This is a genomic window from Kitasatospora setae KM-6054, from assembly GCF_000269985.1.
Taxonomy (GTDB): Bacteria; Actinomycetota; Actinomycetes; order Streptomycetales; family Streptomycetaceae; genus Kitasatospora; species Kitasatospora setae.
This window is the reverse complement of sequence record NC_016109.1, coordinates 8,105,483-8,129,392: the sequence shown is the minus strand read 5'-3', so window position 1 is coordinate 8,129,392 and position 23,910 is coordinate 8,105,483. Positions and strand designations below refer to the sequence as shown.

At 76.3% G+C, this 23,910-nt stretch carries 19 protein-coding genes; 12 read left to right on the top strand and 7 right to left on the bottom strand.

All coding sequences use genetic code 11. The features are described 5' to 3' along the window. The first annotated feature begins 170 nt into the window (after positions 1-170). Positions 171-2,663, top strand: a complete 2,493-nt coding sequence (locus KSE_RS35320) for a DEAD/DEAH box helicase (protein ID WP_081539941.1) — start codon at positions 171-173, stop codon at positions 2,661-2,663. Between the two features lie 34 nt (positions 2,664-2,697). Here KSE_RS35320 and KSE_RS35315 read toward each other — a convergent pair whose 3' ends face one another. The 3 genes from KSE_RS35315 to KSE_RS35305 all read right to left on the bottom strand — a co-directional run bounded on the left by KSE_RS35315 (position 2,698) and on the right by KSE_RS35305 (position 4,843). Next, positions 2,698-3,402, bottom strand: a complete 705-nt coding sequence (locus KSE_RS35315) for a hypothetical protein (RefSeq protein WP_014140188.1) — start codon at positions 3,400-3,402, stop codon at positions 2,698-2,700. Positions 3,403-3,462: 60 nt separating this feature from the next. Further along, the gene (locus KSE_RS35310; protein ID WP_014140187.1) at positions 3,463-3,882 is read right to left on the bottom strand and encodes a nuclear transport factor 2 family protein; all 420 of its coding nucleotides are present in this window, start codon (positions 3,880-3,882) and stop codon (positions 3,463-3,465) included. Between the two features lie 112 nt (positions 3,883-3,994). Beyond that, entirely contained in the window at positions 3,995-4,843 is an 849-nt protein-coding gene (locus KSE_RS35305; RefSeq protein ID WP_014140186.1) for a helix-turn-helix transcriptional regulator, read from the bottom strand. Between the two features lie 170 nt (positions 4,844-5,013). On the opposite strand from KSE_RS35305, the gene KSE_RS35300 reads away from it, so the two are divergent. Next, positions 5,014-5,787, top strand: a complete 774-nt coding sequence (locus KSE_RS35300; RefSeq protein WP_033257888.1) for an SDR family NAD(P)-dependent oxidoreductase — start codon at positions 5,014-5,016, stop codon at positions 5,785-5,787. Between the two features lie 58 nt (positions 5,788-5,845). Here the strand turns inward: KSE_RS35300 and KSE_RS35295 are convergent, their stop codons facing one another. Further along, complete coding sequence (locus KSE_RS35295; RefSeq protein WP_014140184.1) at positions 5,846-6,391, bottom strand: chloramphenicol phosphotransferase CPT family protein; 546 nt, start codon at positions 6,389-6,391, stop codon at positions 5,846-5,848. 20 nt (positions 6,392-6,411) lie between these two features. Further along, positions 6,412-6,948 carry a TetR-like C-terminal domain-containing protein gene (locus tag KSE_RS35290; RefSeq protein WP_014140183.1) on the bottom strand — a complete coding sequence of 179 codons (537 nt, stop codon included), beginning with the start codon at positions 6,946-6,948 and terminating at the stop codon, positions 6,412-6,414. A gap of 246 nt (positions 6,949-7,194) precedes the next feature. Between KSE_RS35290 and KSE_RS35285 the strand changes: the two genes are divergently transcribed. After that, entirely contained in the window at positions 7,195-8,205 is a 1,011-nt protein-coding gene (locus KSE_RS35285) for a zinc-binding dehydrogenase (RefSeq protein ID WP_014140182.1), read from the top strand. A 160-nt stretch (positions 8,206-8,365) separates the two neighbouring features. On the opposite strand, the gene KSE_RS35280 is transcribed toward KSE_RS35285, so the two are convergent. Then, positions 8,366-8,821: a VOC family protein gene (locus KSE_RS35280; RefSeq protein ID WP_014140181.1), complete on the bottom strand. Its 456-nt coding sequence runs from the start codon at positions 8,819-8,821 to the stop codon at positions 8,366-8,368. Between the two features lie 59 nt (positions 8,822-8,880). Continuing rightward, entirely contained in the window at positions 8,881-10,089 is a 1,209-nt protein-coding gene (locus tag KSE_RS35275; RefSeq protein WP_014140180.1) for an MFS transporter, read from the bottom strand. Between the two features lie 127 nt (positions 10,090-10,216). Here KSE_RS35275 and KSE_RS35270 point away from each other — a divergent pair, with 127 nt between their 5' ends. From KSE_RS35270 to KSE_RS35230, 9 genes are all read left to right on the top strand, one after another. Next, on the top strand, positions 10,217-11,206 hold the full coding sequence (locus KSE_RS35270; RefSeq protein ID WP_014140179.1) for a DUF5937 family protein: 990 nt from the start codon (positions 10,217-10,219) through the stop codon (positions 11,204-11,206). A 166-nt stretch (positions 11,207-11,372) separates the two neighbouring features. Beyond that, positions 11,373-12,158 carry a hypothetical protein gene (locus tag KSE_RS35265; RefSeq protein WP_014140178.1) on the top strand — a complete coding sequence of 262 codons (786 nt, stop codon included), beginning with the start codon at positions 11,373-11,375 and terminating at the stop codon, positions 12,156-12,158. A 68-nt stretch (positions 12,159-12,226) separates the two neighbouring features. Next, a complete protein-coding gene (locus tag KSE_RS35260; RefSeq protein WP_014140177.1) occupies positions 12,227-13,156 on the top strand; it encodes a phosphotransferase in 930 nt (309 codons plus the stop codon). A 191-nt stretch (positions 13,157-13,347) separates the two neighbouring features. After that, the gene (locus tag KSE_RS35255) at positions 13,348-16,290 is read left to right on the top strand and encodes a discoidin domain-containing protein (protein WP_014140176.1); all 2,943 of its coding nucleotides are present in this window, start codon (positions 13,348-13,350) and stop codon (positions 16,288-16,290) included. A 350-nt stretch (positions 16,291-16,640) separates the two neighbouring features. Further along, positions 16,641-17,426 carry a maleylpyruvate isomerase N-terminal domain-containing protein gene (locus KSE_RS35250; protein ID WP_014140175.1) on the top strand — a complete coding sequence of 262 codons (786 nt, stop codon included), beginning with the start codon at positions 16,641-16,643 and terminating at the stop codon, positions 17,424-17,426. Positions 17,427-17,507: 81 nt separating this feature from the next. After that, positions 17,508-18,671, top strand: a complete 1,164-nt coding sequence (locus KSE_RS35245; RefSeq protein WP_014140174.1) for an AAA family ATPase — start codon at positions 17,508-17,510, stop codon at positions 18,669-18,671. Beyond that, complete coding sequence (locus KSE_RS35240; protein ID WP_014140173.1) at positions 18,668-19,156, top strand: bpX5 domain-containing protein; 489 nt, start codon at positions 18,668-18,670, stop codon at positions 19,154-19,156. Before KSE_RS35245 ends, KSE_RS35240 begins: the two co-directional genes overlap by 4 nt. Next, positions 19,153-20,880 (top strand): hypothetical protein, encoded by a 1,728-nt coding sequence (locus tag KSE_RS39120; protein WP_014140172.1) that lies wholly within the window; start codon positions 19,153-19,155, stop codon positions 20,878-20,880. The genes KSE_RS35240 and KSE_RS39120 overlap by 4 nt, the downstream gene beginning before the upstream one ends. Then, positions 20,877-23,882 carry a bpX6 domain-containing protein gene (locus KSE_RS35230; RefSeq protein WP_014140171.1) on the top strand — a complete coding sequence of 1,002 codons (3,006 nt, stop codon included), beginning with the start codon at positions 20,877-20,879 and terminating at the stop codon, positions 23,880-23,882. The genes KSE_RS39120 and KSE_RS35230 overlap by 4 nt, the downstream gene beginning before the upstream one ends. The last annotated feature ends 28 nt before the right edge of the window (positions 23,883-23,910 follow it).

Below are 23,910 nucleotides of genomic sequence, written 5' to 3'. Positions count from 1 at the left end.
GTCCGGGGGCGGTCGGGCGGATACCTCTCCGTGACTCTGTGCGATATTCCGTGCGCGTCGGGAAACCACCCGTTCGGTCAGGCGCGGGACGCGCGGAACCGGCGGGCGCCCGAGCTTTGCCCAGGGTGATCGAGTACGGGCAAGATAGCGGGGTGACCCTCCTGGACCTGATGCCGAAGCCCGCCACGCCCGACTCGCTGTTCGAGACCTTCGCCGAGTGGGCGTCGGATCGCGGCATCAGCCTCTACCCCGCCCAGGAGGAGGCGCTGATCGAGCTGGTCTCCGGGAACAACGTGATCCTGGCGACCCCGACCGGCTCCGGCAAGTCGCTGGTCGCGGCGGGCGCGCACTTCGCCGCGCTGGCCGAGGGCAAGCGGACGTTCTACACCGCGCCGATCAAGGCGCTGGTGTCGGAGAAGTTCTTCGACCTGTGCAAGATCTTCGGCACCGAGCAGGTCGGCATGATGACCGGCGACGCCTCGGTGAACCCGACCGCGCCGATCATCTGCTGCACCGCCGAGGTGCTGGCCCAGATCGCCCTGCACGACGGTCCGCGCGCCGACATCGGCCAGGTCGTGATGGACGAGTTCCACTTCTACGCGGAGCCGGACCGCGGCTGGGCCTGGCAGATCCCGATCCTGGAACTGCCGCAGGTGCAGTTCCTGCTGATGTCGGCGACCCTCGGCGACGTCCGCCGCTTCGAGGAGGACCTGACCCGGCGCACCGGCCGCCCGACCACGGTCGTCCGCTCGGCGACCCGCCCGGTGCCGCTGTTCTACGAGTACCGGCGCACCAACCTGCACGACACGCTGGAGGAACTGCTGACCACCGGCCAGGCGCCGGTGTACGTCGTGCACTTCACCCAGAAGGAGGCGGTGGAGCGGGCGCAGTCCCTGATGAGCATCAACATGTGCTCCAAGCAGGAGAAGGACGCGATCGCCGCGCTGATCGGCAACTTCCGCTTCACCACCAAGTTCGGCCGCAACCTGTCCCGGTACGTGCGGCACGGCATCGGCGTGCACCACGCCGGCATGCTGCCCAAGTACCGCCGCCTGGTGGAGCGGCTCGCGCAGGCCGGCCTGCTGAAGGTGATCTGCGGCACCGACACGCTGGGCGTCGGCGTCAACGTGCCGATCCGCACGGTGCTGTTCACCGCGCTGTCCAAGTACGACGGGCAGCGGGTGCGGATCCTGCGGGCCCGCGAGTTCCACCAGATCGCCGGCCGGGCGGGCCGGGCCGGGTTCGACACCGTCGGCCAGGTCGTCGCGCAGGCGCCGGAGCACGTGGTGGAGAACGACCGGGCGCTGGCCAAGGCCGGCGACGACCCGAAGAAGCGCAAGAAGGTGGTCCGCAAGAAGGCCCCGGACGGCTTCGTCTCCTGGACCGAGGAGACGTTCGAGCGCCTGATCGGGGCCGACCCGGAGCCGCTGGTCTCCCGCTTCAAGGTCAGCCACGCGATGCTGCTGTCGGTGATCGGCCGCCCGGGCAACGCCTTCGACGCGATGCGCCACCTGCTCACCGACAACCACGAGGACCGCGCCTCCCAGCGCCGCCACATCCGCACCGCGATCGCGATCTACCGCTCGCTGCGGGAGGGCGGCGTGGTCGAGCAGTTCGACCAGCCGGACGCCGAGGGCCGGATCGTCCGCCTGACCCTCGACCTGCAGGAGAACTTCGCCCTGAACCAGCCGCTGTCCACCTTCGCGCTGGCCGCCTTCGACCTGCTCGACCCCGAGTCGCCCTCGTACGCGCTCGACGTCGTCTCGGTGGTCGAGGCGACCCTCGACGACCCGCGGCAGATCCTCGCCTCGCAGGAGAACAAGGCGCGCGGCGAGGCCGTCGCCGAGATGAAGCGGGACGGGATCGAGTACGAGGAGCGGATGAACCGGCTCCAGGAGATCACCTACCCGAAGCCGCTCGAGGAGCAGCTCGGCCACGCGTACGAGGTCTACCGCCGGGCGCACCCGTGGATCGGCGACCACCCGCTGCGGCCGAAGTCCGTGGTGCGCGACCTGTACGAGCGCGCGATGACCTTCACCGACTACGTGGGCTTCTACGAGCTGGCCCGCACCGAGGGCATCGTGCTGCGCTACCTGGCGGGCGCGTTCAAGGCACTGGAGCAGACCGTCCCGGACGACATCAAGACCGACGACCTGAAGGACGTCATCGCCTGGCTCGGCGAACTCGTCCGGCAGGTCGACTCCTCGCTGCTCGACGAGTGGGAGGCGCTCGCCAACCCGACCGAGCCGGAGGCCGCCGAGGTCCGGATCGAGGACAAGCCCGCCCCGGTCACCGCCAACGCCCGGGCCTTCCGCGTCCTGGTCCGCAACGAGCTGTTCCGCCGGGTCGAGCTGTGCGCCCTGGAGCAGTACGACGCGCTGGCCGAACTCGACGGCGAGGACGGCTGGAACGCCGACCGCTGGGCCGACGCGATGGACGGCTACTGGGAGGAGTACGACGACCTCTCCACCGGTCCGAACGCCCGCGGCCCCAAGATGCTGCTGATCGAGGAGGTCGACGACGAGGGCCTGTGGCGCGTCCGTCAGATCTTCGACGACCCGAACGGCGACCACGACTGGGGCATCTCCGCCGAGGTCGACCTCTACGGCTCGGACGAGGAGGGCCGCGCCGTCGTCAAGGTCACCTCGGTCGGCGCGCACTGACCCGCCCCGCTTCGGGCCCCCGGCGGCCGGCCTGCTACGCGTAGTGCGCGAGGTAGGCCAGCAGTCGGGGGTCCTGCGGCTGCTCGCCGTCCAGGTAGGCCCGGCAGATCCGGCTCTCCGCCCAGTACCGGTAGGCGAACTCCTCGAACGAGGGCGCGCACCAGCGGATCGCCGCCGGATCGGACAGGTCCTCATCCGGCTCCTCGCCGTCCTCGACCAGCCCGGGTTCGTACTCGTAGTCGAGCCAGGAGTGGACCACGAAGGCGTCGGCGCCCGGCCGCAGGTACAGGTACCAGATCACGCAGTCCTGCTGGTCGCGAAAGAACCGGAGCAGGTACGCGCCGGGCTCGACCGGGCTGGGCAGCGGCGCCGAGAAGTCCTGCCAACAGGCGGTCGGCGAGACGGTGTCGAGCTCCCCGTACAGCCGCGCGTCGCGGTGGTAGGCCAGGAAGTCGGTCGGCAGCGCTAACCCGAGCGCGGCCACCGCCCGCGCCAGACCGGCGAGTTCGGCCACCGCCCCGGACGGCTCGCCGCTCGGGCCGCCCAGCCAGTCGAACGCCCCCGTGAACAGCGCGGGGTCGAGCGGCGGCACGCTGTCGTACGGGTAGCACTCGTAGGTGGCGGCGCAGTCGCGGTGCGGACCGAGGTCGGTGCTGTACCAACCGGCTTCGAATCGAACAGTCATCAGGGCCTCGGCGGTCGGCGGGATGTCGGCGTCCCGCAGGCTAGCGGCGCGCACTGACAGTCGGCCGGGCGCTGGACGGCCTCTGACGTGCGGGCGTGCGGGCGGCGGCGGGGTTCAGCCGGCTCGGCCGCCCGCGTCCAGGTAGTCGCGGACGTGGACGATCAGCCCGTGCCGGACCCGGAGCACCAGCAGGCCCGGCACCTCGAAGGTGCCCCGGCCGTCCGCGAGTTCGCCCCGCACGACCTGTTCCGCCACCAGCACCTCGGGGTCGGTCGAGACGTGCAGCGCGCGCTCCTCGACCTCGGTCGGCCGGGCCGGGCTCGCCCGCCAGGCCGCCCGGTAGCCGGCGCGCACCGCCTCCCGGCCCTCGTAGCGGGGCGGGAAGCCCGGGAAGCGGAACGGGAACTCGTGCACGGCGTCCGGCGCGTACAGGTCGGCGAGGGCGTCCGCGTCCAGGTCGAGCATGGCCCGGCGGTAGCGCGCCAGCACGTCCTGCGGGGTGCGAGCGGACGGGGCGGGGGCGGTGGAGGGCACGGTGGACTCCGGTGGCGGGTGGGGCGGTCGGTGTGCCCGCGAGCCTACTGCGGGCGGGCGCCGGGCCGGGCGGGGTGCCGGATCGGCGGGGGTCGGCGGATCCGGCGGCGCGTCACCAGGTGGGGCCGGCGGTGGCCGTGCTGGCGGCGAAGGCGTCGCGGGCCCGGCTGCCGGGCGGGGCGAGGCAGGCGAAGACGTGGCGGCCGGGTTCGGGCAGCGCGAGGACGGTGTACTCCAGGACCTCGGTGTCCAGCGCGGGGTGGTTGACGTGCAGGCGGCCGGGGCCGGGCGGGCCGGCCCGGTGCTGGGACCAGAGCGCGGCGAAGGCCGGGCTGGCGGCGGAGAACCGGCCGACCAGGTCGGCGAGCGCCCGGTCGGCGGGGCGGTCGGCGTGGTGGGCGCGCAGCGAGGCGACCAGGTCGGCGCCGATCGACCGGTCCGGGGCGTGGTTGTCGGCGGCGCGGGAGCCGTACGGGCAGCAGAACACCTGCCAGAGCAGGTTCCGTTCGTGTGGGGGGCGCTGGGCGGGCTCGGCCATCAGCAGCGCGGCGGGCCGGTTCCAGGCCAGCAGGTCGAAGGTCGGGCCGGTGACGAACGCGGGTGCGGCGTCCAGCGTGTCGAGCAGCGCCAGGGTGCTCGCCGAGACGGCGGCCCGGGCCGCCCGGTCGCCCTCCCGTTCGCGGAGCGGCCGGCCGCCCGCCAGCCGGTGCAGGTAGGCCCGTTCGGCGTCGGCCAGGTGCAGGGCGTCCGCGATCCCGTCCAGCACCGGGCCGGTGGGCACCCGCTGCCGGCCCTGCTCCAGCCGGGCGTAGTAGTCCGGTGAGATCCCGGCCCGCGCCGCGACCTCCTCCCGCCGCAGGCCGGGGGTGCGCCGCCGCCCGCTGACGGCGTATCCCGCCTCGGAGGGCACCAGTCGGGCACGGCGGGCGCGCAGGAACGCCCCCAGTGGGGTCTCGGGCATGCCCGCCACCCTCCCACACCCGCCCCGGCCGCAACCAGGACCTGGCAGGTCCCGGCTACCGCCCGGACGGGGACGGCGCGCGCTGCCGGGACCTGGCGGGTCCGGGACCGGCGGTCCCCGGTGCGGGTGGCCGCTGGTGGGGCGGGGTGGGAGCGGTGAGCCTTGGGGACATGGGACTTCTTGAGGACAAGGTCACGATCGTCACCGGCGCGGGACGCGGCATCGGGGCGGCCGCCGCGCGGCTGTTCGCCCGGGAGGGGGCGGCGCTGGTGCTGGCGGCGCGGAGCGGGGGCGAAGTGGAGGCGCTGGCCGCCGAGTTGCGGGCGGACGGGGCGCGGGCGGTGGGGGTCGCGGTGGACCTGACCACGGCGGCGGGCGCGGACCGACTGGTGGAGGTCGCGCTGGAGGCGTACGGCCGGCTGGACGCGGCGTTCGACAACGCGGGCAACGGCCTGCCGCCCGCCCCGCTGGCCGAGCGGGCCGAGGACGACTGGGACGCCGTCCACGCGCTGAACCTGCGCGGCACCTGGCTGTGCCTGCGGGCGCAGCTGGCGGCACTGACGGCGGGCGGCCGGGGCGGGTCGATCGTGGTCAACTCGGGGGTGGGGGCGCTGGTCGGCGGGTTCGGGGACGGGGTGCAGCAGGCCGCGAAGCACGGGCTGACCGGTCTGGTCCGGGCGGCGGTGGCGGACTACGCGCCGCTCGGGATCCGGGTCAACGCGGTGGCGCCGGGCGTGGTGCGCACCCCGGGCACCGCGGACTTCTTCGCGCTCGGCCCGGCCTTCACCGACCTGGTGGCCCGCTCGACCCCGCTGGGCCGCCCGGCCCGGGACGAGGAGGTCGCGGAGGCCGCGGCCTGGCTGCTCAGCGACCGCGCCTCGTACGTGACGGGCGTGACGCTGCCGGTGGACGGCGGCATCACGGCGACCCGCCGCTTCGACTGAGCGGCGGCCCGGCGCGCCGGGAACGGCCGGTCGGGAACGGCGCGCCGGGAACGGTCCGTCAGGAGGGGTCGGCCAGGAACGCGGTGACGGCGCGGGCGCAGTCGGCGGGCGGGGTGCGGGTGGTGTCGACCCGGAGGTCGTAGTGGACGCCGTGGTGGACGCGTTCGGCCTGGTCGGCGGCCATGCCGGGGATCCGGTCGGGGCGGGCGGCCTCGCGGGCGGCGGCCGCGGCGGGGTCGCAGTGGACGGCGACCCAGAGCACGTCGAGGCCGTGCAGGGCGTCGCGCCAGCGTTGTTGGGAGGCGGGGCCGGACAGGAAGACGTCGTCGACGATGACGGGTGCGCCGGCCCGGACGGTGGCGGCGACGCCGGCCATCCAGGCGGTCTCCAGGGCGCGGAAGGCGTCGCCGACCGAGACGGTGCCGTCGGCGGCGAGATCGAGGCCGAGGCCGCCGTCGCCGGCGGCCGGGGGCATGGCCTCGAGCAGGCCGTCGATGCCGAAGGTCAGCCAGGGTTGCAGCAGGAGGAGGCTCTGGAGCGCCCGCGCGAGGCTGCTCTTCCCGCTGCTGGAGCCGCCGTTGAGGACGATCACGCGCGTGTTCACCGCCGTACCCTAACAATCCGTCAGCGCGGGGCGAGGCCGTCCAGGACGAGGTCGACCAGGGCGTCGGTGAAGGCGGGGGTGACGGGTTCGCCGAGCAGCAGGTGGCGGGCGAACAGCGGGCTCATCAGGGCTTCGACGGCGGCCCGGGGGTCGGCGTCGGGGCGGACCTCGCCGCGGGCGGCGGCGCGGCGCAGGAGCCGTTCGGCGCGGTCGAGGCGGTCGGCCCAGTAGGCGTCGCGTCCGCTGCGGGTCTCGGCGGTGGCGGGGGCGATGCTCAGGTGGAGCAGGGCGGGGCCCTCGGGGGTGGCGAGGAAGGCGGCGAGGGCGGTGAGCATCCGGCGCAGGTCCTCGCGCAGGCTGCCGGTGTCGGGCAGCGGCATGGCCTGGTCGGTGTAGTCGGCGAGGGCTTCGCGCAGGAGCTGTTCGCGGGTGCCCCAGTTCCGGTAGACGGAGGTCTCGTGGACGCCTGCGGCGGCGGCGACCGCGGCGACGCTGGCGGCGTCGAGGCCGCCCTCGGCGAGCAGTCGGACGGTGGCGTCGAGCACGGCCCGGCGCATCGCGGCGCCGCGTCGGCGGAGTGGTGCGGCGGCTCTGGCCTGCGGTTCGGCTTCCTCGGCTGGTTCTGCGGGCACGTTCCGATCCTAACGCAGGTCTCCTTGCGTTGCATCGGCTCGCGACGTACGCTCGACAACGCAAGTCACCTTGCGATAGCCCTCCGCCCGGGGGCGTCGCGACCGCTCGGCGATGAGGCCGACGACGGCCCGCCCACCTGCCCGCCCGCCGTCGACCGGAGAGGAACGACCATGGCCACCATGCGTGCCGTCCGTCTGCACGTCCCCACCCGCACCCTGCGCGTGGAGGAGGTGGAGCGCCCGGTGCCCGGCCCGGGCCAGGTGCTGGTGAAGGTGGAGGCGGCGGGCGTCTGCCTGTCGGACGTCCACCTGATCGACGGTTCGCTGACCCCGCTGTACCTGCCCGGCGAGAGCGTCACGCTGGGCCACGAGATCGCGGGCACGGTCGCCGAGCTCGGCCCCGAGGCCGGCCGCCGGCAGGTCGGCGACCGGGTGGTGCTGCAGGCCGGCGAACAGCGCGACGGGATCACCTGGACCCGCGGCGTCGACTACGACGGCGGCTGGGCCGAGTACGCGCTGGCCCGCACCGACACGCTGTTCACGCTGCCCGACGCGATCCCGTTCGAGCAGGGGGCGATCATCCCGGACGCGGTCTCCACCCCGTGGGGCGCGGTCACCGCGACCGGCGCCGTCCGCCCGGCCGAGCCGGTCGGCGTCTGGGGCGTCGGCGGCCTCGGCGCGCACGGCGTGCAACTGCTGCGGGTGATCGGCGCCAACCCGATCGTCGCCGTCGACCCCTCCCCCGCCGCCCGCGAGCGGGCCCTCGCCTTCGGCGCGGACCTCGCCCTGGACTCGGCCGACCCCGAACTCGCCGCGAAGATCGGCGCGGCCACCGGCGGCACCGGCCTGGCGGCCGCGTTCGACTTCGCCGGGGTGCCCGCCGTCCGCGAGCAGGCGATGACGGTGCTCGGCGCGCACGGCCGGCTGGTGCTGGTCGGACTGACCGACCAGCCGCTGACGGTCGCGAACAGCATCCGCTTCTCGTACCTGCAGCAGCAGATCCTCGGCCACTACGGCTCGGAGGACACCGCCGTCCCGGAGCTGATCTCCCTCGCGGCGGGCGGCCGGCTGGACTTCTCCCGCTCGATCAGCGGCGTGCTGCCGCTGGAGCAGGCCGCCGAGGCCGTCGAGCGGCTGCACACCAAGCAGGGCGACCCGATCCGGCTGATCCTCAAGCCCTGAGGGTCCCGCGAACGCCGGAACCGGACCCCGGGCGGCGCGCAGGGCGTCGACCGCGCGGGCCTCGGTGCGGGCGGACTCGCCGACCGGCTCGGCCGCGCGACTTCCCTCGCCGGCAGGGCAGTCGAACGGTCGTCGGATCACGTCATCACCGCGGGACGTTTCAGACCACGTCGAACTCGTTGCCCTCGGGATCACGCATAGCGACGGCGTAGCGGCCCGCGTCCGGCTCGTCCACGACCCGCAGCACGCTCGGGCCGGCCCCGACCAGCCGCTCCACCGCCGCCCTGACCCGCTCCGCGCGGACGCCCGGGGGAACGTCCGGCCCGCCGCCGACCTTCAGGTCGAAGTGCCAGCGGTTCTTGGCCGTCTTCGGCTCCGGGACCTGCTGGAACCACACCCGCGGACCGCGCCCGGCGGGGTCGACGATCGACTCCGGCACGTCCCCCGCGCCAGGGGGCAGCTCCTCCTCGGGCACGCCCAGCGCCGTCCAGTGGGCGCGCCAGGTGGCGTGCCCGGCGGGCGGCGGCTCGGGCACGTACCCCAGGGCCGGTGCCCAGAAGGCCACCATCCGCTGCGGGTCGGCACAGTCGATCGTCAGTTGCAGGGTCGGCTCCATCCGGGCAGTGTGCCGGACGGGTCCGACAAACCGTCAGGCGCCGGAGCGGCGGGCCGCCGTCAGGCCGGTTCGAGGAGGGCGGGGGGCGAGGTGGGGCGGTGCCAGCTGGTGATCCAGAGGGCGGTGAGGGTGGCGGCGGCTCCGGCGGCGGCCATCGCGGGGCCGGTGCCGGTGAGGGTGGCGGCGGCGCCGAAGAGGGCGGGGCCGACGCCCTGGAGGGTCATGCTGCCGGAGCCGAGCAGGGTGAAGGCCTGACCCCGGCCGTCCGCCGGGAGGGCGTCCAGGAAGGGGCGCTGCAGGCCGAGCGCGTACGCGAAGCCGAACCCGGCCGCCAGCAGCGCGGCCGCGCACAGCGGGAGCGGGGCGGGCAGGGCGAACACCAGCAGCGGCAGGCCCATCAGCGCGGCCAGCGGGGCCACCAGCCGCTCCCGGGTCGCGGGGGCGGCGAACCGGCCGACCAGCAGGTCGCCGGCCAGCATCCCGACCGGCAGGCAGGCCAGCAGGAACCCGTACCCGCCCGGCGGGAAGCCCCGGGCCCCGGCGTACGCGATGACCAGCGACTCCGCGCCGGTGACCGCCGCGGACGGCAGCCACTGGGCGAGCAGCAGCCGGCGGACCGGCACCCGGCGCAGCAGCGCGCCGTTGCCGCGCCAGCTCTGCCCGAGCACCGACCCGCCGCCCGCCGACCGGGCCGGCGGGAGGTCCGGCAGGCGCAGCCGGATCGCCAGCGCGTTGCCGAGGTGCAGCGCGGCGGCGGCCAGCAGCGCGCCGCGCGGGCCGAGCAGTGCCACGGTGACGCCGCCGCCCGCCAGGCCGAGCAGTTGCGCCCCGGACGCGGCGAGCTGGGTCAGCGACCGGCCGAGCACGTAGGCGTCCCCGTGCAGGGTCTGCGCGACCAGCCGGCCGGAGGCCCCGTTGAACACCGGCGTGAGGACCGCGACCGCGCCGACCAGCAGCAGGCAGGCCGCGACCGGCATCCGGACCAGTCCGAGCAGCGCGGCGGCGGCCGCGTCCAGCAGGTGGCCGGCGGTGATCAGCGGGCGGGGGCGCAGCCGGTCGGTCAGCGAGCCGAGCAGCATCGAGCCGAGCAGTTGCGGCAGGAACCCGATCCCGAAGGCGACGGCGCTCAGCAGCGCGGAGCGGGTGCCCGCGTAGATCAGCACGGCCAGGGTGGTGATCCGCAGCGAGTCCCCGACGATGCCGAGGGTGCGGGTGGTGAACAGCAGCCGGAAGCGCGGGTCGCCGAGGACCTCGCGGTAGGTCGTCATGCCGGTGAGCCTCCCGCCGGGGCCGGCGGCGGGCGAGAGATTCGTCCAGGGACGTAAGGTCGTGGGGTCGTCGGCGGGAGCGGGCGGGGACGGGCGAGGACGGGCGAGGACGGGCGAGGGGGCGCGGATGCTGCGGTACGAGGTAGCGGCCGAGGACCTGGTGCGGAGCCGGTTCGCGCTCTCGCCCGCGTTCGAACTGGCCCATCTGCTGCGGCGGTTGGACCGGGGCGGGGAGCGGTCGCTGCCGCCCGGGTGGCGGGAGCGGCTGCGGCCGGCGTTCCTGCGGCTGCGGGCGGATCCGGCGGTGCGGGCGGCGCTGGCGCTGCACAACCCGCGCTTCGGGGCGGACTTCATCGCGATCCCGCCGCGCGGCATGGCCCAGACCTGGACGGACGACCTGGCCGCGATCCGGGCCGCGCCGGCCGGTCCGGCCCGGGCCGAGATCGCGCGGTGCCTGGCCGCCCGGCCGGAGACCGACGCCGGGGCCCGGGCGGTGCTGACCGGGCCGGACCCGATCCGGCTGGTCGCGGAGGCGCTGGACCGGGCCTGGCACGAACTGCTGGCGCGCGACTGGCCGCAACTGCGGGCGCTGTGCGAACGGGACGTGGTGCACCGGGCGGGCGAGTTGGGCCGGCGCGGCTGGGCGGCGGCGCTGGCGGGGCTGCACGAGAACGTCCGCTGGCGGGACGGCGGCATCGACATCCCGCCGTTCGACGCCGCGTCCACCTACCCGCTGCGCGGGGAGGGGCTGCTGCTGGTGCCCTCGGTGTTCGTCTGGCCGGGCGTCGCGGCGCACCACGACGCGCCGTGGCCGTGCACGCTGATCTACCCGGCGCGCGGCATCTCCGCGCTCTGGGAGCCCGGCGGGCCCGTCCCGCCCGGCGCGCTGGCCGCGCTGCTGGGCCGCTCCCGGGCCCGGATCCTGGCCGCGCTGGACTCCCCCGCCAGCACCACCCAGCTCGCCCGCGCCCTCGACCAGGCGCCCGGCGCCGTCGCCGACCACCTCGCCGTGCTGCGCACCGCCGGCCTGCTCTCCCGGGCCCGCGCGGGCCGTTCGGTGCTCTACCGGCGCACCCCGATGGGCGACGCGCTGATCGGTTCGGCGGGCCCGGAGTGACCGGGCTGCTCGCGCGCTCCCCCGAACTCCTGGACGGTGGAACGCGGGTGGAGTGCGCCGCCCCGCACGCCCAGCCGTCCGCACGCCCATCCGTCCGGCCGTCCACTCGGCCGGTCGTCCGGCCGTCCGCAACCCGGCTGTGGGCGGGCGCCGTTACAGTGCGGCCATGACCAACACCACTGCTGCGAAACCCGATTGGGAGCGCCGGCTCTCCGAGGGCTTCGCCGTCCTGCTCGGGCGGCCGCTCGACGCGTACGACCCGGGGGCCGTGTACGCGGCCGAGCTCGGCGGGAACCTGCCGGCCGAGACCGGGTTCCGGACCGATCCGGCCTGGGTGCGGCCGGCCGCGCTGCGCGGGGCGGAGGACGTGCCGGGGTTCTGGGTGTTCGACGCGGCGCGGGAGGTGCCGAGGTTCGACGCGAGCCGGTCGGTGTTCGACTTCTCGGGGGCGGGGCGGGCGGCGCTGCCGGCCGGGTTCGCGGCGGCGGTCGAGGCCGCCTGCTTCCGGCCGTCGCTGGTCCGGGGCGCGGACCTGGCGCCGCTGCTGGAGGAGCACGGGGTCGACCTGGCCGACCCGGCGTTCGCGGGGGCCTGGTCGGTGCTGTTCGCCCGGCTGGTCTCGGACGGGACGCTGTTCGGGGCGCTGGTCGCCGCGCTGCAGACCGGGCGGGGGCCGGAGGAACTGCTGGAGTTCGAGTTCGACCCGGACGACGAGGTCGAGGAGTCCTGGCAGGAGGGCCTGGCCGGGATCGGGCACCCGGAGCTCCGGCACCACCTGGCGTTCTTCTGCACCGAGGGCGAGTCGGGCCTGATGCCGGTCGCCCCCGGGGAGTCGGCCCACCCGCTGGCGGCGGACGGCTGCGCGGAGGTGGCCGGCTGGGAGGACGGGTACGGGCAGGTCGAGCTGCGCGTCGTCCGGCTGAGCGGGCTGGTGGCGGGGCCGCGCCGCTGAAGCGGTGGAGGAGGGCGCGGGGGGAAAACGGTTCGCCCGGGTCGCCGCCGGGCGGGGATGCTCGTCCCATGACACTGCACGAGGACGAGGTGGCGGCGGACCGGGCGACGGTCCGGGCGCTGCTGCGCGAACAGCGCCCGGAGTGGGCGGAGTTGCCGGTGGCGGAGGCGGGGGCGGGCACCGACAACCGGATGTTCCGGCTGGGCGCGGAGCTGCTGGTGCGGCTGCCGCGCACGGCGGAGACGGCCCGGGCGCTGCGCAAGGAGCGGCGCTGGCTGCCCGCGCTGGCGCCGCACCTGGCGCCGTACGCGGTGCCGGAGCCGGTGCACGAGGGGGTGCCGGGGGCGGCGTTCCCGCTGCCCTGGTCGGTGTACCGGTGGATCGAGGGCACTGTGCCCGCCCCGGACTCGGTGCGGGACTGGGCGGCGCTGGGCACCGCGCTGGCCGGCGCGGTGCGGACGCTGCACGCCGCGCCGGTGCCGGACGAGACCGCGCGAGAGGGCCTGGACTGGTACCGGGGCGGCGAGTTGGGCCCCTGCGACGAGTGGGTCGGGGCGTACTTCGCGGAGCTGGCGGCGGCCGGCGGGGCGGGCCTCGGCCCGGGGCGGCTGGCCCGGCTGGCCGGGGTCTGGCGGGAGGGGCTGCTGCTGCCCGCGCCGGACGGCCCGGCGGTCTGGCTGCACGGCGACCTGAAGCCGAGCAACCTGCTGGTGCGGGACGGGGCGCTGCACGCGGTGATCGACTTCGGCGGCCTGTCGGTGGGTTTCCCGGACGCGGAGCACGCCCCGGTGTGGGACCTGCCGGCGGCGGCCCGGCGGGCGTACTGGCGGGCGGCGGCGCTGTCGCCGGAGACCTGGCGGCGGTCCCGGGCCTGGGCGGTGGCGGTGGGGGTGGCCGGGCTGTCGTACTACCGGGAGAGCGATCCGGCGTTCGCCGCCGAGTGCAGGTCCCGGCTGCTGGCGGTGCTGGACGGGGCCGGGGAGGAGGTGGCGCCGTAGCGGCGGCGCGGCGGGTGCGGCGCGCCCGCCATGGGCACCACAATCGGGTTTCGTCGCACCTTCGCAACTGATCTTGCGTCAATCTGTATCTTTTTTGCACTCACCCGTGGACTTCCTGCCGAGCCGGGCCCTACGCTCGGCACGCCCGGCCACCACCCGGGCCCTCCCCCATGCAGGAAGCACGGTCATCCATGCTGAATCCCCCCACTCGCGCCAGGCGGACCGTCGCGTCCCTGGCCACCCTCGCGCTGGGCGCGAGCGGCCTGTTGGCGGTGGCGTTCGTCAACGCCGGCACCGCGCACGCCGCCGCCGTCCCCGCGCTGTCGCCGCTGGCCGTCCCGGGCCGCGGCGCGAGCGTGCCGTTCGTCGAGCAGGAGGCCGAGTACGCGGCCACCAACGGCTCCGTGGTCGGTCCGGACCGGCAGTACGGGCACCTGGCGTCCGAGGCGTCGGGCCGCCAGGCGGTGACCCTCGGCTCGGTCGGCCAGTACGTGGAGTTCACCCTCACCGCGCCCGCCAACTCGATCGACTTCCGCTACAGCCTGCCGGACTCCGCGGACGGCAAGGGCCGGGACGCCTCGATGGACCTGCTGGTCAACGGGCAGAAGCTGAAGAGCGTCGACGTGACCTCCAAGTACAGCTGGTACTACGGCGGTTACCCGTTCAACAACAACCCGGGCGACACCAACCCGCACCACTTCTTCGACGAGACCCGCACCCTGCTCGGCACCACCTACCCGGTCGGGACGAAGATCCGGCTGCAGGTCTCCTCCACCGCGCAGTCGCCGACCTTCACCATCGACCTGGCCGACTTCGAGAACGTCGCCGCGCCGATCGCCAAGCCGGCGGGCGCGATCGACGTGGTCGCGGACTTCGGCGCCGACCCCACCGGCGCCGCCGACTCGACCGCCAAGTTCCAGGCCGCGGTGGACGCGGGCGCGGCGCAGGGCCGGACGGTCTACATCCCGCAGGGCACCTTCACGCTGTACGACCACGTGGTGGTCGACAAGGTGACGCTGGCCGGCGCGGGCCCCTGGTACAGCGTGCTGGGCGGGCGCGACCCGATCAACCGCAACCGGGCGGCGGGCATCTACGGCAAGTACGTGGCCGGCGGCGGCTACGGCGGCGGGATCCGCCCGCAGGAGGCCGGCGGCCCCAGCCAGAACGTCACGCTGAAGGACTTCGCGATCATCGGCGACGTGCGCGAGCGGGTCGACGACGACCAGGTGAACGGCCTGGGCGGCGCGATGTCCAACTCCACGGTCGACAACCTGTGGATCCAGCACACCAAGGTCGGCGCCTGGATGGACGGTCCGATGGACCGCTTCACCATCAAGAACAGCCGGATCCTCGACCAGACCGCGGACGGCGTCAACTTCCACACCGGCGTGACCAACTCGACGGTCACCAACACCTTCCTGCGCAACACCGGCGACGACGGCCTGGCCTCCTGGCCGGAGCGGGTGCCCAACACCAACGACAGCTTCACCCACAACACCGTGGTGCTGCCGATCCTCGCCAACAACATCGTCACGTACGGCGGCCGGGACTTCACCATCTCGGACAACGTGATGGCCGACACCATCACCAACGGCGGCGGCCTGCACATCGCCAACCGCTACCCGGGCGTCACCTCCGGCAACGGCACCGCCGTCGCCGGCACCATCACCGCCGCCCGCAACACCCTGGTCCGCACCGGAAACAGCGACTACAACTGGCAGTTCGGCGTCGGCGCGATCTGGTTCGACGGCCTGAACGAGCCGATCAACGGCGCGACCATCAACGTCACCGACACCGACATCCTGGACAGCTCGTACGAGGCGATCCAGACCATCGAGGGCGGCGTCACCGGCGTCAACCTGACCAACGTGAACATCGACGGCGCGGGCACCTACGCGATCCAGGCGCAGGCCAACGCCCAGATGAAGTTCACCAACGTCAAGGCCAAGAACATCGCCCAGGCCGCCACCCCGATCCACAACTGCGTGGGCACCGGCTTCCAGATCACCGACGGCGGCGGCAACTCCGGCCTGACCGGCTCGACCTGCACCGGCCAGTGGCCCGCGCCGGTCTGGACGTACAACGGCGTTCCGGTCGGCGGCGGCTCCACCTCCTCGCCGACCCCGACCCCGTCGCCGTCCGCCTCCACCTCGACGCCGGCCTCGCCGTCCCCGTCGCCCTCCGCGTCCGCCACCTGCCCGAGCGGCACCGGCAACCTCGCCCAGGGCCGCCCGGCCACCGCCTCCGGCACCAACGCGGGGCTCGGCGCGGGCAACGCGGTCGACGGTGACGCCAACTCCTACTGGGAGAGCGCCAACGGCGCGTTCCCGCAGTGGATCCAGGTCGACCTGGGCTGCGCGACCAGCCTGACCAAGGCCGTGCTGAAGCTGCCCCCGGCGACCGCCTGGGCCGCCCGCACCCAGACCCTCACCGTCCAGGGCTCCACCGACGGCACCACCTTCACCACCCTGGTGGCCTCCGCCGGCTACACCTTCGACCCCGCCACCGGCAACACCGTCACCGTCAACCTCCCCGCCACGCCCACCCGCTACCTCCGACTGACCGTCACCGGCAACACCGGCTGGCCCGCCGCCCAGCTCTCCGAACTGCAGGTGTTCGGCGGCGGCAGCGGCACCTCGTCGCCGTCCCCGTCCGCCTCGGCCCCGACCTCGCCGTCCCCGTCGCCCTCCGCGTCCGCCACCTGCCCGGCGGGCAGCGGCAACCTGGCGCAGGGCCGTCCGGCCACCGCGTCCGGCACCAGCCAGAGCTACGGGCCGGGCAACGCCGTCGACGGTGACGCCAACTCCTACTGGGAGAGCGCCAACAGCGCGTTCCCGCAGTGGATCCAGGTCGACCTCGGGTGCTCCCGCGCCCTCACCAAGGCCGTGCTGAAGCTGCCCCCGGCGACCGCCTGGGCCGCCCGCACCCAGACCCTCACCGTCCAGGGCTCCACCGACGGCACCACCTTCACCACCCTGGTGGCCTCCGCCGGCTACACCTTCGACCCCGCCACCGGCAACACCGTCACCGTCAACCTCCCCGCCACACCCACCCGCTACCTGCGACTGACCGTCACCGGCAACACCGGCTGGCCCGCCGCCCAGCTCTCCGAACTCCAGCTGCTCGGCTCCTGATACGCGGCCGCCGTCCGAAGCCCGCACGGGCCGGGAGCCCCCTTCGGACTCCGGACGGCGGCCGTCCCCCACCGGACCCCGCCCGGTCACCACGACCGGGCGGGGTCCGGTGCGCCCGGCGACGCGCCTGCGCGCAGCCGCCGGGCAGGAGCGGCGAGCCGGTGCGTGTCCCGCCGAGGAGGACCTCCTGGCGGTCCTGCGGGGAGTCGCCGGGCTCGCGGCGTCGGCGCTGGGGTCGGGCGGCCGCATCTACAGCTGGAGCTACTGACCCTCCCTCGGTTCCGCCGGCGGCCGCCGGACCCGGTGGTCTCCCTTCGTCGGCCGTCGGTCGGACGTGATAGGCAGGCGCCATGGCCACCTCACTGACCTTCCCTGAACTGCTGGACCTCGTCGACGAGCGCTCCGCCGTGCTGCGCGCCGCCGCGGCGGGGGCGTCCGATCCCGGGGCGCCGGTGCCCAGTTGCCCGGACTGGACGCTGGCGGACCTGGTCGACCACCTCACCGTCGTGCACCTGTTCTGGGCGTCCGCCGTCCGCGCCGGGGCCGGCTTCACGCCCGCCGCGCCCGAGATCGCGGGCGGCCTGACGCTGGAGCAGGCGCTCGAACGTTCGGCGGCGGCGACCGCCGACCTGCTGGCCGCGCTCCGCGAGGCCGGCCCCGACCGCCCGTGCTGGACGTGGTGGCAGGCCGCCGGCGGCCCGCAGGACAGCACCGCGGTCGTCCGCCACCAGGTGCAGGAGGCCGCCGTGCACGCGCACGACGCCCAACTCGCCGTCGGCGCGCCGCTGCCCGTCCCGGCGGAGGTCGCCCTGGACGGCATCGACGAGTTCCTCGCCCTGTCCTGGGGCACCGCAGGCCCCTGGCCGCACGACCCCGCCCTGGTCCGGCTGCGCACCACCGAGGGCACCGACTGGACGATCGCCCTGACTCCCGAGGAGCCCACCGGTTCGGCGGGCTCGGCCGGTTCGGCCGGTTCGGCCGGTTCGGCCGGTGACGCCCCCGCCGTGCTGGAGCTCACCGGCACCGCGAGCGAGCTGCTGCTCGCCCTGCACCGGCGCCGCCCCGCCGCCGACCTGCTGGCGGCCGGCGCCCCCGCCGTCCTGGAGCGGCTGGTGGCCTGGCCCCGGCTGGGCTGAGGCGGCAGCCGACCGTCCCCGAGCCGTCGGTGATCAAATCGGATGGTGTGCCCGGAGCGGGGGCCCGTACACTCCGGCCTCGTGACTGAGCTCTGGGACGCGGACCTGACGGCCGATGCGAAGCGGGTCGGCGAGGCGGTCGCCGTCGCCGGCGCCGGGATGGTGGACCGCGAGGTGCCGGCCGAGGTGGTGGCGCTGTGCGCCGTCGCGGGAGAGCACCTGCTGGTGGTCGGCCCGCCCGGCACCGCGAAGTCCGAGGTGGTGCGGCGGGTCGCCGGACAGCTCGGCGGGCGCTACTTCGAGTACCTGCTCGGCCGGTTCACCGAGCCCAACGAGCTGTTCGGCTCCGTCGACCTGGCCCGGCTGCGCGAGGGCCGGGTCGAGTACGAGACCGGCGGCATGCTGCCGGAGGCCGAGATCGCCTTCCTCGACGAGGTCTTCCTCGGCTCGACCGCCGTCCTGAACACCCTGCTCGGCCTGCTGAACGAGCGGGTGTTCCGGCGCGGCGCGACCGTCCTGGCGAGTCCGCTGCGGATCTGCGTCGGCGCGGCCAACAGCCTGCCCGAGGACCCCGCGCTGGCGGCCTTCGCGGACCGCTTCCTGGCCCGGCTGTTCGTCTCCCCCGTGCCCGACGACCGGCTGGAGGAACTGCTGGAGGCCGGCCGCCGCCCCGCCCCCGTCCCGCCGGGCGGCCCCGGCCTGGTCCCCGTCCTCGACCGGCTGGCCGCCGCCGCCCGCCACTGCGCGCTCGACCCCGTCACGCCCGTGCTGGCCACCGCCGTCCGCCGGCTGCGCGCCGCCGGCGTCCCGATCAGCGACCGCCGGGCGGTCCGCTCCCAGCGGCTGGTCGCCGCCGCCGCGACGCTCGACGGGCGCACCGCCGCCTCCGAACGCGACCTGTGGGTGCTGCCGCTGATCGCCCCCACCCCCGACGCCCAGGCCCTCGCCCGGAACACCCTCACCGACCTGGTCGGCGCCGCCGCCAACCACGGCCTGGCGTACGCCGCCGAGGAGCTCTCCCGCGGCCCGCTGGCCCGCGCCGGACGGCTGGCCCGGGTCGGCACCGCGCTGCTCGCGGAGACGGAGAGCGCGGCGGCGGCACCCGCCGGGGCGCCGGTCGGCGGTGACCTGCGGCTGCGGCTGGAGGCGACCCTGCGGGAGATCGACGCCTCCTTCACCGCCGCCGACCTGCCCGCCGAGCTGGCCGCCGTCCGAAGCCGCCTGGTCGCGGCGGTCCGGCCGTGACGGCGGCGGGCGGCCCCGCGCCCGTCCGGGTCGCCCTGCGCTGGGAGCACCGCGAGCCGCCGCTGCCGCCCGCCGCGGTGGCGGGCCTCGGCCCGGCCGCGACCGCGCTGGCCGCCGCCGCCCGGGACCGGCTCGCCGCCGGCGCGACGCTGCGCGCGGCGGCGGCGGGGACGGGAGCGGGGGCGGGAGCGGGGGCTGCCGGGGACGAACCGGTGCTGGTGGTGCTCGGCGACCCGGCCGATCTGCCGTGGGCCGACGGCGTCCGCTACCTGGGCTGGGACGACGGCGTCCTCGTCCCGACCACGGCCCGCCCGCTGCCGTCCCCCGCCCTGTGGCGCGACGCGCTGGCGTCCGCCGCCGAGCGGCCGCTCGCCGAGCCGCTGCTCGTCCTGCTGCCCCCGGGCCTCGCCCTGCTCACCGAACTCCCCGTCCGCCCGGCCGCGTTCGCCACTCCGGCGCCCACCGTCCCGGAGCCCGCCCCGTGAACCCGACCCCGCCCGTCCCCACTCCCCCCGCCGCGTCCGCCACCGCGTCCGCCGCCGGTCTGCTGCCGGCGGCGCTCGCGCCGTGGGCGGCCGAACTGTCGGCGCTGTCCCGGGGGTTGGCGGTCGGGCTCGGGCCGCTGGTGCTGGGGGTGGACGCGCTGGTCGGCGCGGAGCAGCCGCGGACGGCGGAGCGGGGCGAGCCGGACGGGTACGGCGGGTTGCGGCGGCGCGGGCGGCCGGAGCAACTGCGGCCGGCCGAGTGGCTGCTGGCCGAGGAGTGGCCGGAGGAGTTCGTCCGCCGCCACCTGGAGGGTGAACTGCTGTACACGGCACCGGAGTTCCGGTTGCCTCCGGCGACCGGCCGGGTCGTCGCGCTGGTGGACGCGGGGCCGCGGGCGGCCGGGCCGGCCCGGCTGGTGCAGCTCGCCGCGCTGATCGTGCTGCACCGGCGGGCGGCGGCCCGGGGCAGCGCGCTGGCGGTACGGGTGCTCGGCGCCCCGGCGGAGGAGGAACTCTCCGGTGAGCTGAGCGAGTTGCTGCCGCGCTGGCGGAAGGCCAGGAGCCTCGTCGAGCCGGACGGCGCCGCGGTGGCGAGGGCCCGCGCGGCGCTGGAGGCCCCGGACGAGGCGTGGCTGCTGACCACGCCCGCCCTGGCCGGACGGCTCTCACCCGCACCGCCCCGGACGCTCACCGCCGAGCCGGCCGGCTGGAGCCCGTCCGGGGCCCGCTCGGTCCGGCTCACGCTCGGCACGTCCGTCAGCGAACTCCCAATCCCGGAGAGCGGGTTGGCGGTCCGGACGCTGCGCGGCGGGGAGTTCCGGCGGCGGGCGGAGCAGGTGCCGCAGACGGTGCCCGGGGCCCGGCTGCCGGTCTTCACCGGGCTGGCGCCGACCCTGCTGGGCCGGGGCAGGGGGCCCGAGCAACTGGTCGCCGTCCGGGTCCGTCCCGACGGCAACGGGCAGTCGGGGCGGCCACGGACCCACGGTTTCGGACTGCCGGTCCTCGCGGCGGCCCGGATCGGGCGGCGGCTGATGGCGCTGGTGGACGGCAGCAGCGAGCTCCGGCTCATGCTGGTCGGCAGCCCGCCCGCCGAGCCGTTCCCGACCTCGATCGACCGGGCCCCGTTCGGCCTGGACCCGGCCCGGCTGAACGCCCTGCTGTCCGCCCCGGTGCTGCCGCTGCTCTGGCAGGACGGCACGCTCGCCCTCCCACTCGCGGGCCGCTGGTGGTCGATCGCGGAGGACGGCGCCGTCCGCGACGACGGCCCGGCCGGCGAGGGGACCGACGGCGGGCCGGCCGGCTTCCGCTGGGCCCGCGAACCCCGGCTGTACGAGGGCGGATCGTCGGCGGCGGCAGACCCGGGGGCGCCGCACCGGCTGTACGCCCGGGACGCGGTCGCCTGGTCGCACGACGGCCTGGAGTGGCAGTTGGCCGCCCCCGGCCGGCACGTCCTGCGGGCCATCGTCCCGGCGGACTCCGAGGCGATCGGCCTGGTCCGGCAGGGCGACGGCCTCGCGCTGGTCACCTGCTCCACCGCCGGAGTCCTGGTCCGCAGCGTCCGGACGGACGGCTCCCGGACGCTGAGCCAGCTCTCCGGCGGCACCGTCCCGCCCTCGGTCCACCCCGCCCTGCCACTGGTCGCGGCCGAACCGCGCCCCGGACAGGTGGTGGTCGGCGACGCCTTCACCGGCCTGGTCCGGATGACCCTCGGGAGCAGCACGTGAACGAGACGGCCGTCGGCCGCCACCGGGCCTCGGTCGAGGCGGCGGGCTTCCTGCTGGACGTCCCGCTGCTGGGGTCGGGGGAGGCCGCCGCGCGAGTGCTACGGCTCTGGCGGGACGGCGCCCGGCTGAGCGAACTTCCGTGCGGCGCCTGGCTGTTGCAGTTGCCCGAGCCGGTCGCGGTCCGGGCCGACCGGGCGCCCGGGCTGCCGTTGCTGGCCCGCTCCGGCGGCCTGGTCTCGTTCGACCTGCCGGAGGCCGGGCCGGGCCCCGGACACGGCTCCGGCCCCGTCCTCGGACACGGCTCCGGCCCCGTCCTCGGACACGGCTCCGGCCCCGTCCTCGGACACGGCTCCGGCTCCGGCTCCGGCTCCGGCTCCGGCTCCGGCTCCGACGAGGAACCGGCGGTCGGGGCCGGGGAGTTGCTGGTGCTGCGCGGCGGCCGGCCGGAGCGGTACCGGCTGGCCGCGCTGCCTCCGGTGGCGCCCGTCCGGTGGCTCGACCCGTCGGGCCTGGTGGTCCGTCGGCTGGAGCCGCTGTCGGCGGCCGGGCCCGAGCCGGGGCCGGTGGTCGAGTCGCTGCTCACGCCGCCCTGGTCCGATCTGCGGGCGGCGGCCGGGGTCCGGCCGGTGTCCCCTCGGCTGCGGCGGCTGCGGGGGGACCGGCCGCCGGGTCCGCTCTCCCGGAAGGGCCCGCTCTCCCGGAAGGGTCGGCTCCCCGCCCGCCGGGCGCGCCGGTGGGGCGCGTGGGCGGTGTTGCCGCTGGCGGCGACGCTGTTCCTGCTACTGGGTTCGTCCGCCGTCCTGTTCGGCGCCTCCCGCTCCGTGGCGGCGTGGGTCGGCGGGGTCCTGGCCTGGATCGGCACCGCCCTGGTGGTCGGCGCGGAGTCCCGCCGGGCCAGGCTCTCCGTCAGCGACGCGGGCGACGCCGGCAATCCGGGCGACGCCGGAGGGACGGGCGGCAGCGCCCTCACCCGCCCCCGGGCCCGCCGCACCCTGCGCCGGGCGCTGAACGGCGTGCTGGCCGTGCTCGCGCTGCGCACGCCCGCGGCGGCCCAGGTGGTGCGCGGCCGGCAGGCGCGCTACCTGCGCGAGCTGACCGCCGCGTTCCGGCAGCGCCGCTGGGAGGAGGCGCTGCGCGACGCGCTCGCGCTGGGCGGGCGGCCGCCGTCGTCGGGCCGGGACTCCTGGCTGACCCTGGCACTGCCGTCCCGGCGGACCGGTGCGCTGCGGCCCGCCGCGCACCGCGATTCCGGCGGGCCGGTCTCGGCGCTCTCGGGTGCGAGCGTCCACGAGCACCTGACGGCGCTGTACCGGGCGGCGGCCGAGGCGCTGGAGCGTGAGGGCCGGATCGACGAGGCGGCGTTCGCGCTGGCCGACCTGCTGGCCCGCCCGTCCGAGGCGGTCGCGCTGCTGGAGCGGCACGGCCGCCACCGGGACGCGGCGGTGCTCGCCGAAGGGCGGGGCCTGGAGCCGGAGTTGGCGATCCGGCCGTGGTGGCTGGCGGGCGAGCGGGGGCGGGCGGTCCGGCTGGCCGAGCGGCACGACGCCTTCCTGTCGGTGGTGACGCGGCTGGAGCGGGTCGACGAGGGCGCGGCGCGCGAGCTGCGGACGGCGTGGGTGCGTTCCCGGCAGGCGGCGGGCGACCGGCTGGGCGCGGTCGAGGCGGCCTGGCCGGACGAGCGGCTGCGTCCGCTGGTGGTGGCCGACCTGCGGGACGGGGTGGCGCTCGGCGGGGTCGTCCGGGCCCGCTCGCTGGCGTACCTGCGGGCACTCGACGCGGGCGAGCGGGTGGCGCCGATGATCCGCGCCCTGCTGGCCGGGGACGAGCCGGAACTCCGTTCGCAGCGCGGCGAGTTCGCGGCGGCGATGGCGGTGCTGCCGGGCGGCGCGGCGGCCCTGGACCGGGAGCTGGCCACGGCGGCGGCGCTGGCGGTGGTCCGGGACGGCGGGTTCGGGGACCGTCCCGAGCACAGCCGTCGGCAGCTGTTCGGGGCGCTGCTGGAGCGCGCGGACCCGCTGGTGGCGGCCGACCTGCCGCCGCTGTCCGACCTGCCGCCGCTGCCGGAGCGGGCGTCCCGGCCCGGCGGGCCGGGCACCGTGCACGCGGACCGGCTGCCCGGCCGGGTCCGGCTGCACGACGCGGCGGCCCTGGAGTCCGGCGCGGTGCTGGTCGCCTGCGGGCAGGCGGGCGTCCGGCTGCTGACCGGGGACGGCCGCACCAAGGCCCGCTGGAGCACCCCGGCGGACCGGCTGGTGCTCGCCGACCACGGCGGCGCCGCGCTGCTGGTCGCCCGCTACGGGGACGCCCGCGCGATCGCCCGGCTCGACCTGGCGACCCGGCGGGTGCGGCCCTGGGCCACCCTGCTGGGCGCCGAACCGCTGTCGTCCTTCGACGGCCGGCTGCTCACCGTGGTCGAGGACGGCGCGCTCGCCGTGTACGACACGCTGGCCGCCGTCCCGACCGTGGTGTGGCGCGAACTCGACCACGGCGCCCAGGTGTTGGGCCCGCCCGCCCGCAGTCCGGGGAGTTTCGCGGCGCTGGTCGCCGAGCAGCCCCTGGTCGAACGCTGGCGCTGGGACGCCCCGGGCTGGCAACTGCGCTCCCGGCACGGGCTGGACCTGCCGGTCGAGCCGCTCCCCCGCGTCCTGGCCGAGGGCAGCCTGCTCTCGATCGACCGGGAGGCCGGCGAGCTGGTCCGCTCCGGCGAGAACGGCACCGCCCGCCGCCCCCTCTCCGGCCCGCCGGAGTCCTCCACCCTGCTGGCCGACGGCGACCTGTACGCCGTGGCGACCGCCGAACCCGGCGGCACCACCCTCGACCTGGGCCTCGGCCCCGGTCTGCCGGTCCGCGCCGTCCTGCGCTTCCCGTCCGCGACCCCCGACGACCTCGCCCTGCGCCACCACGCCGGCCTGGCCACCGTCCACCACCGCGACGGGCGCCTGATCGCCCTGACCGCCGACGGCTCCCGCCTGCTCGCCAACCTCCGGCTCACCGACGGGTAGCACAGGGTAGCGACCGGCAGCGACCGGC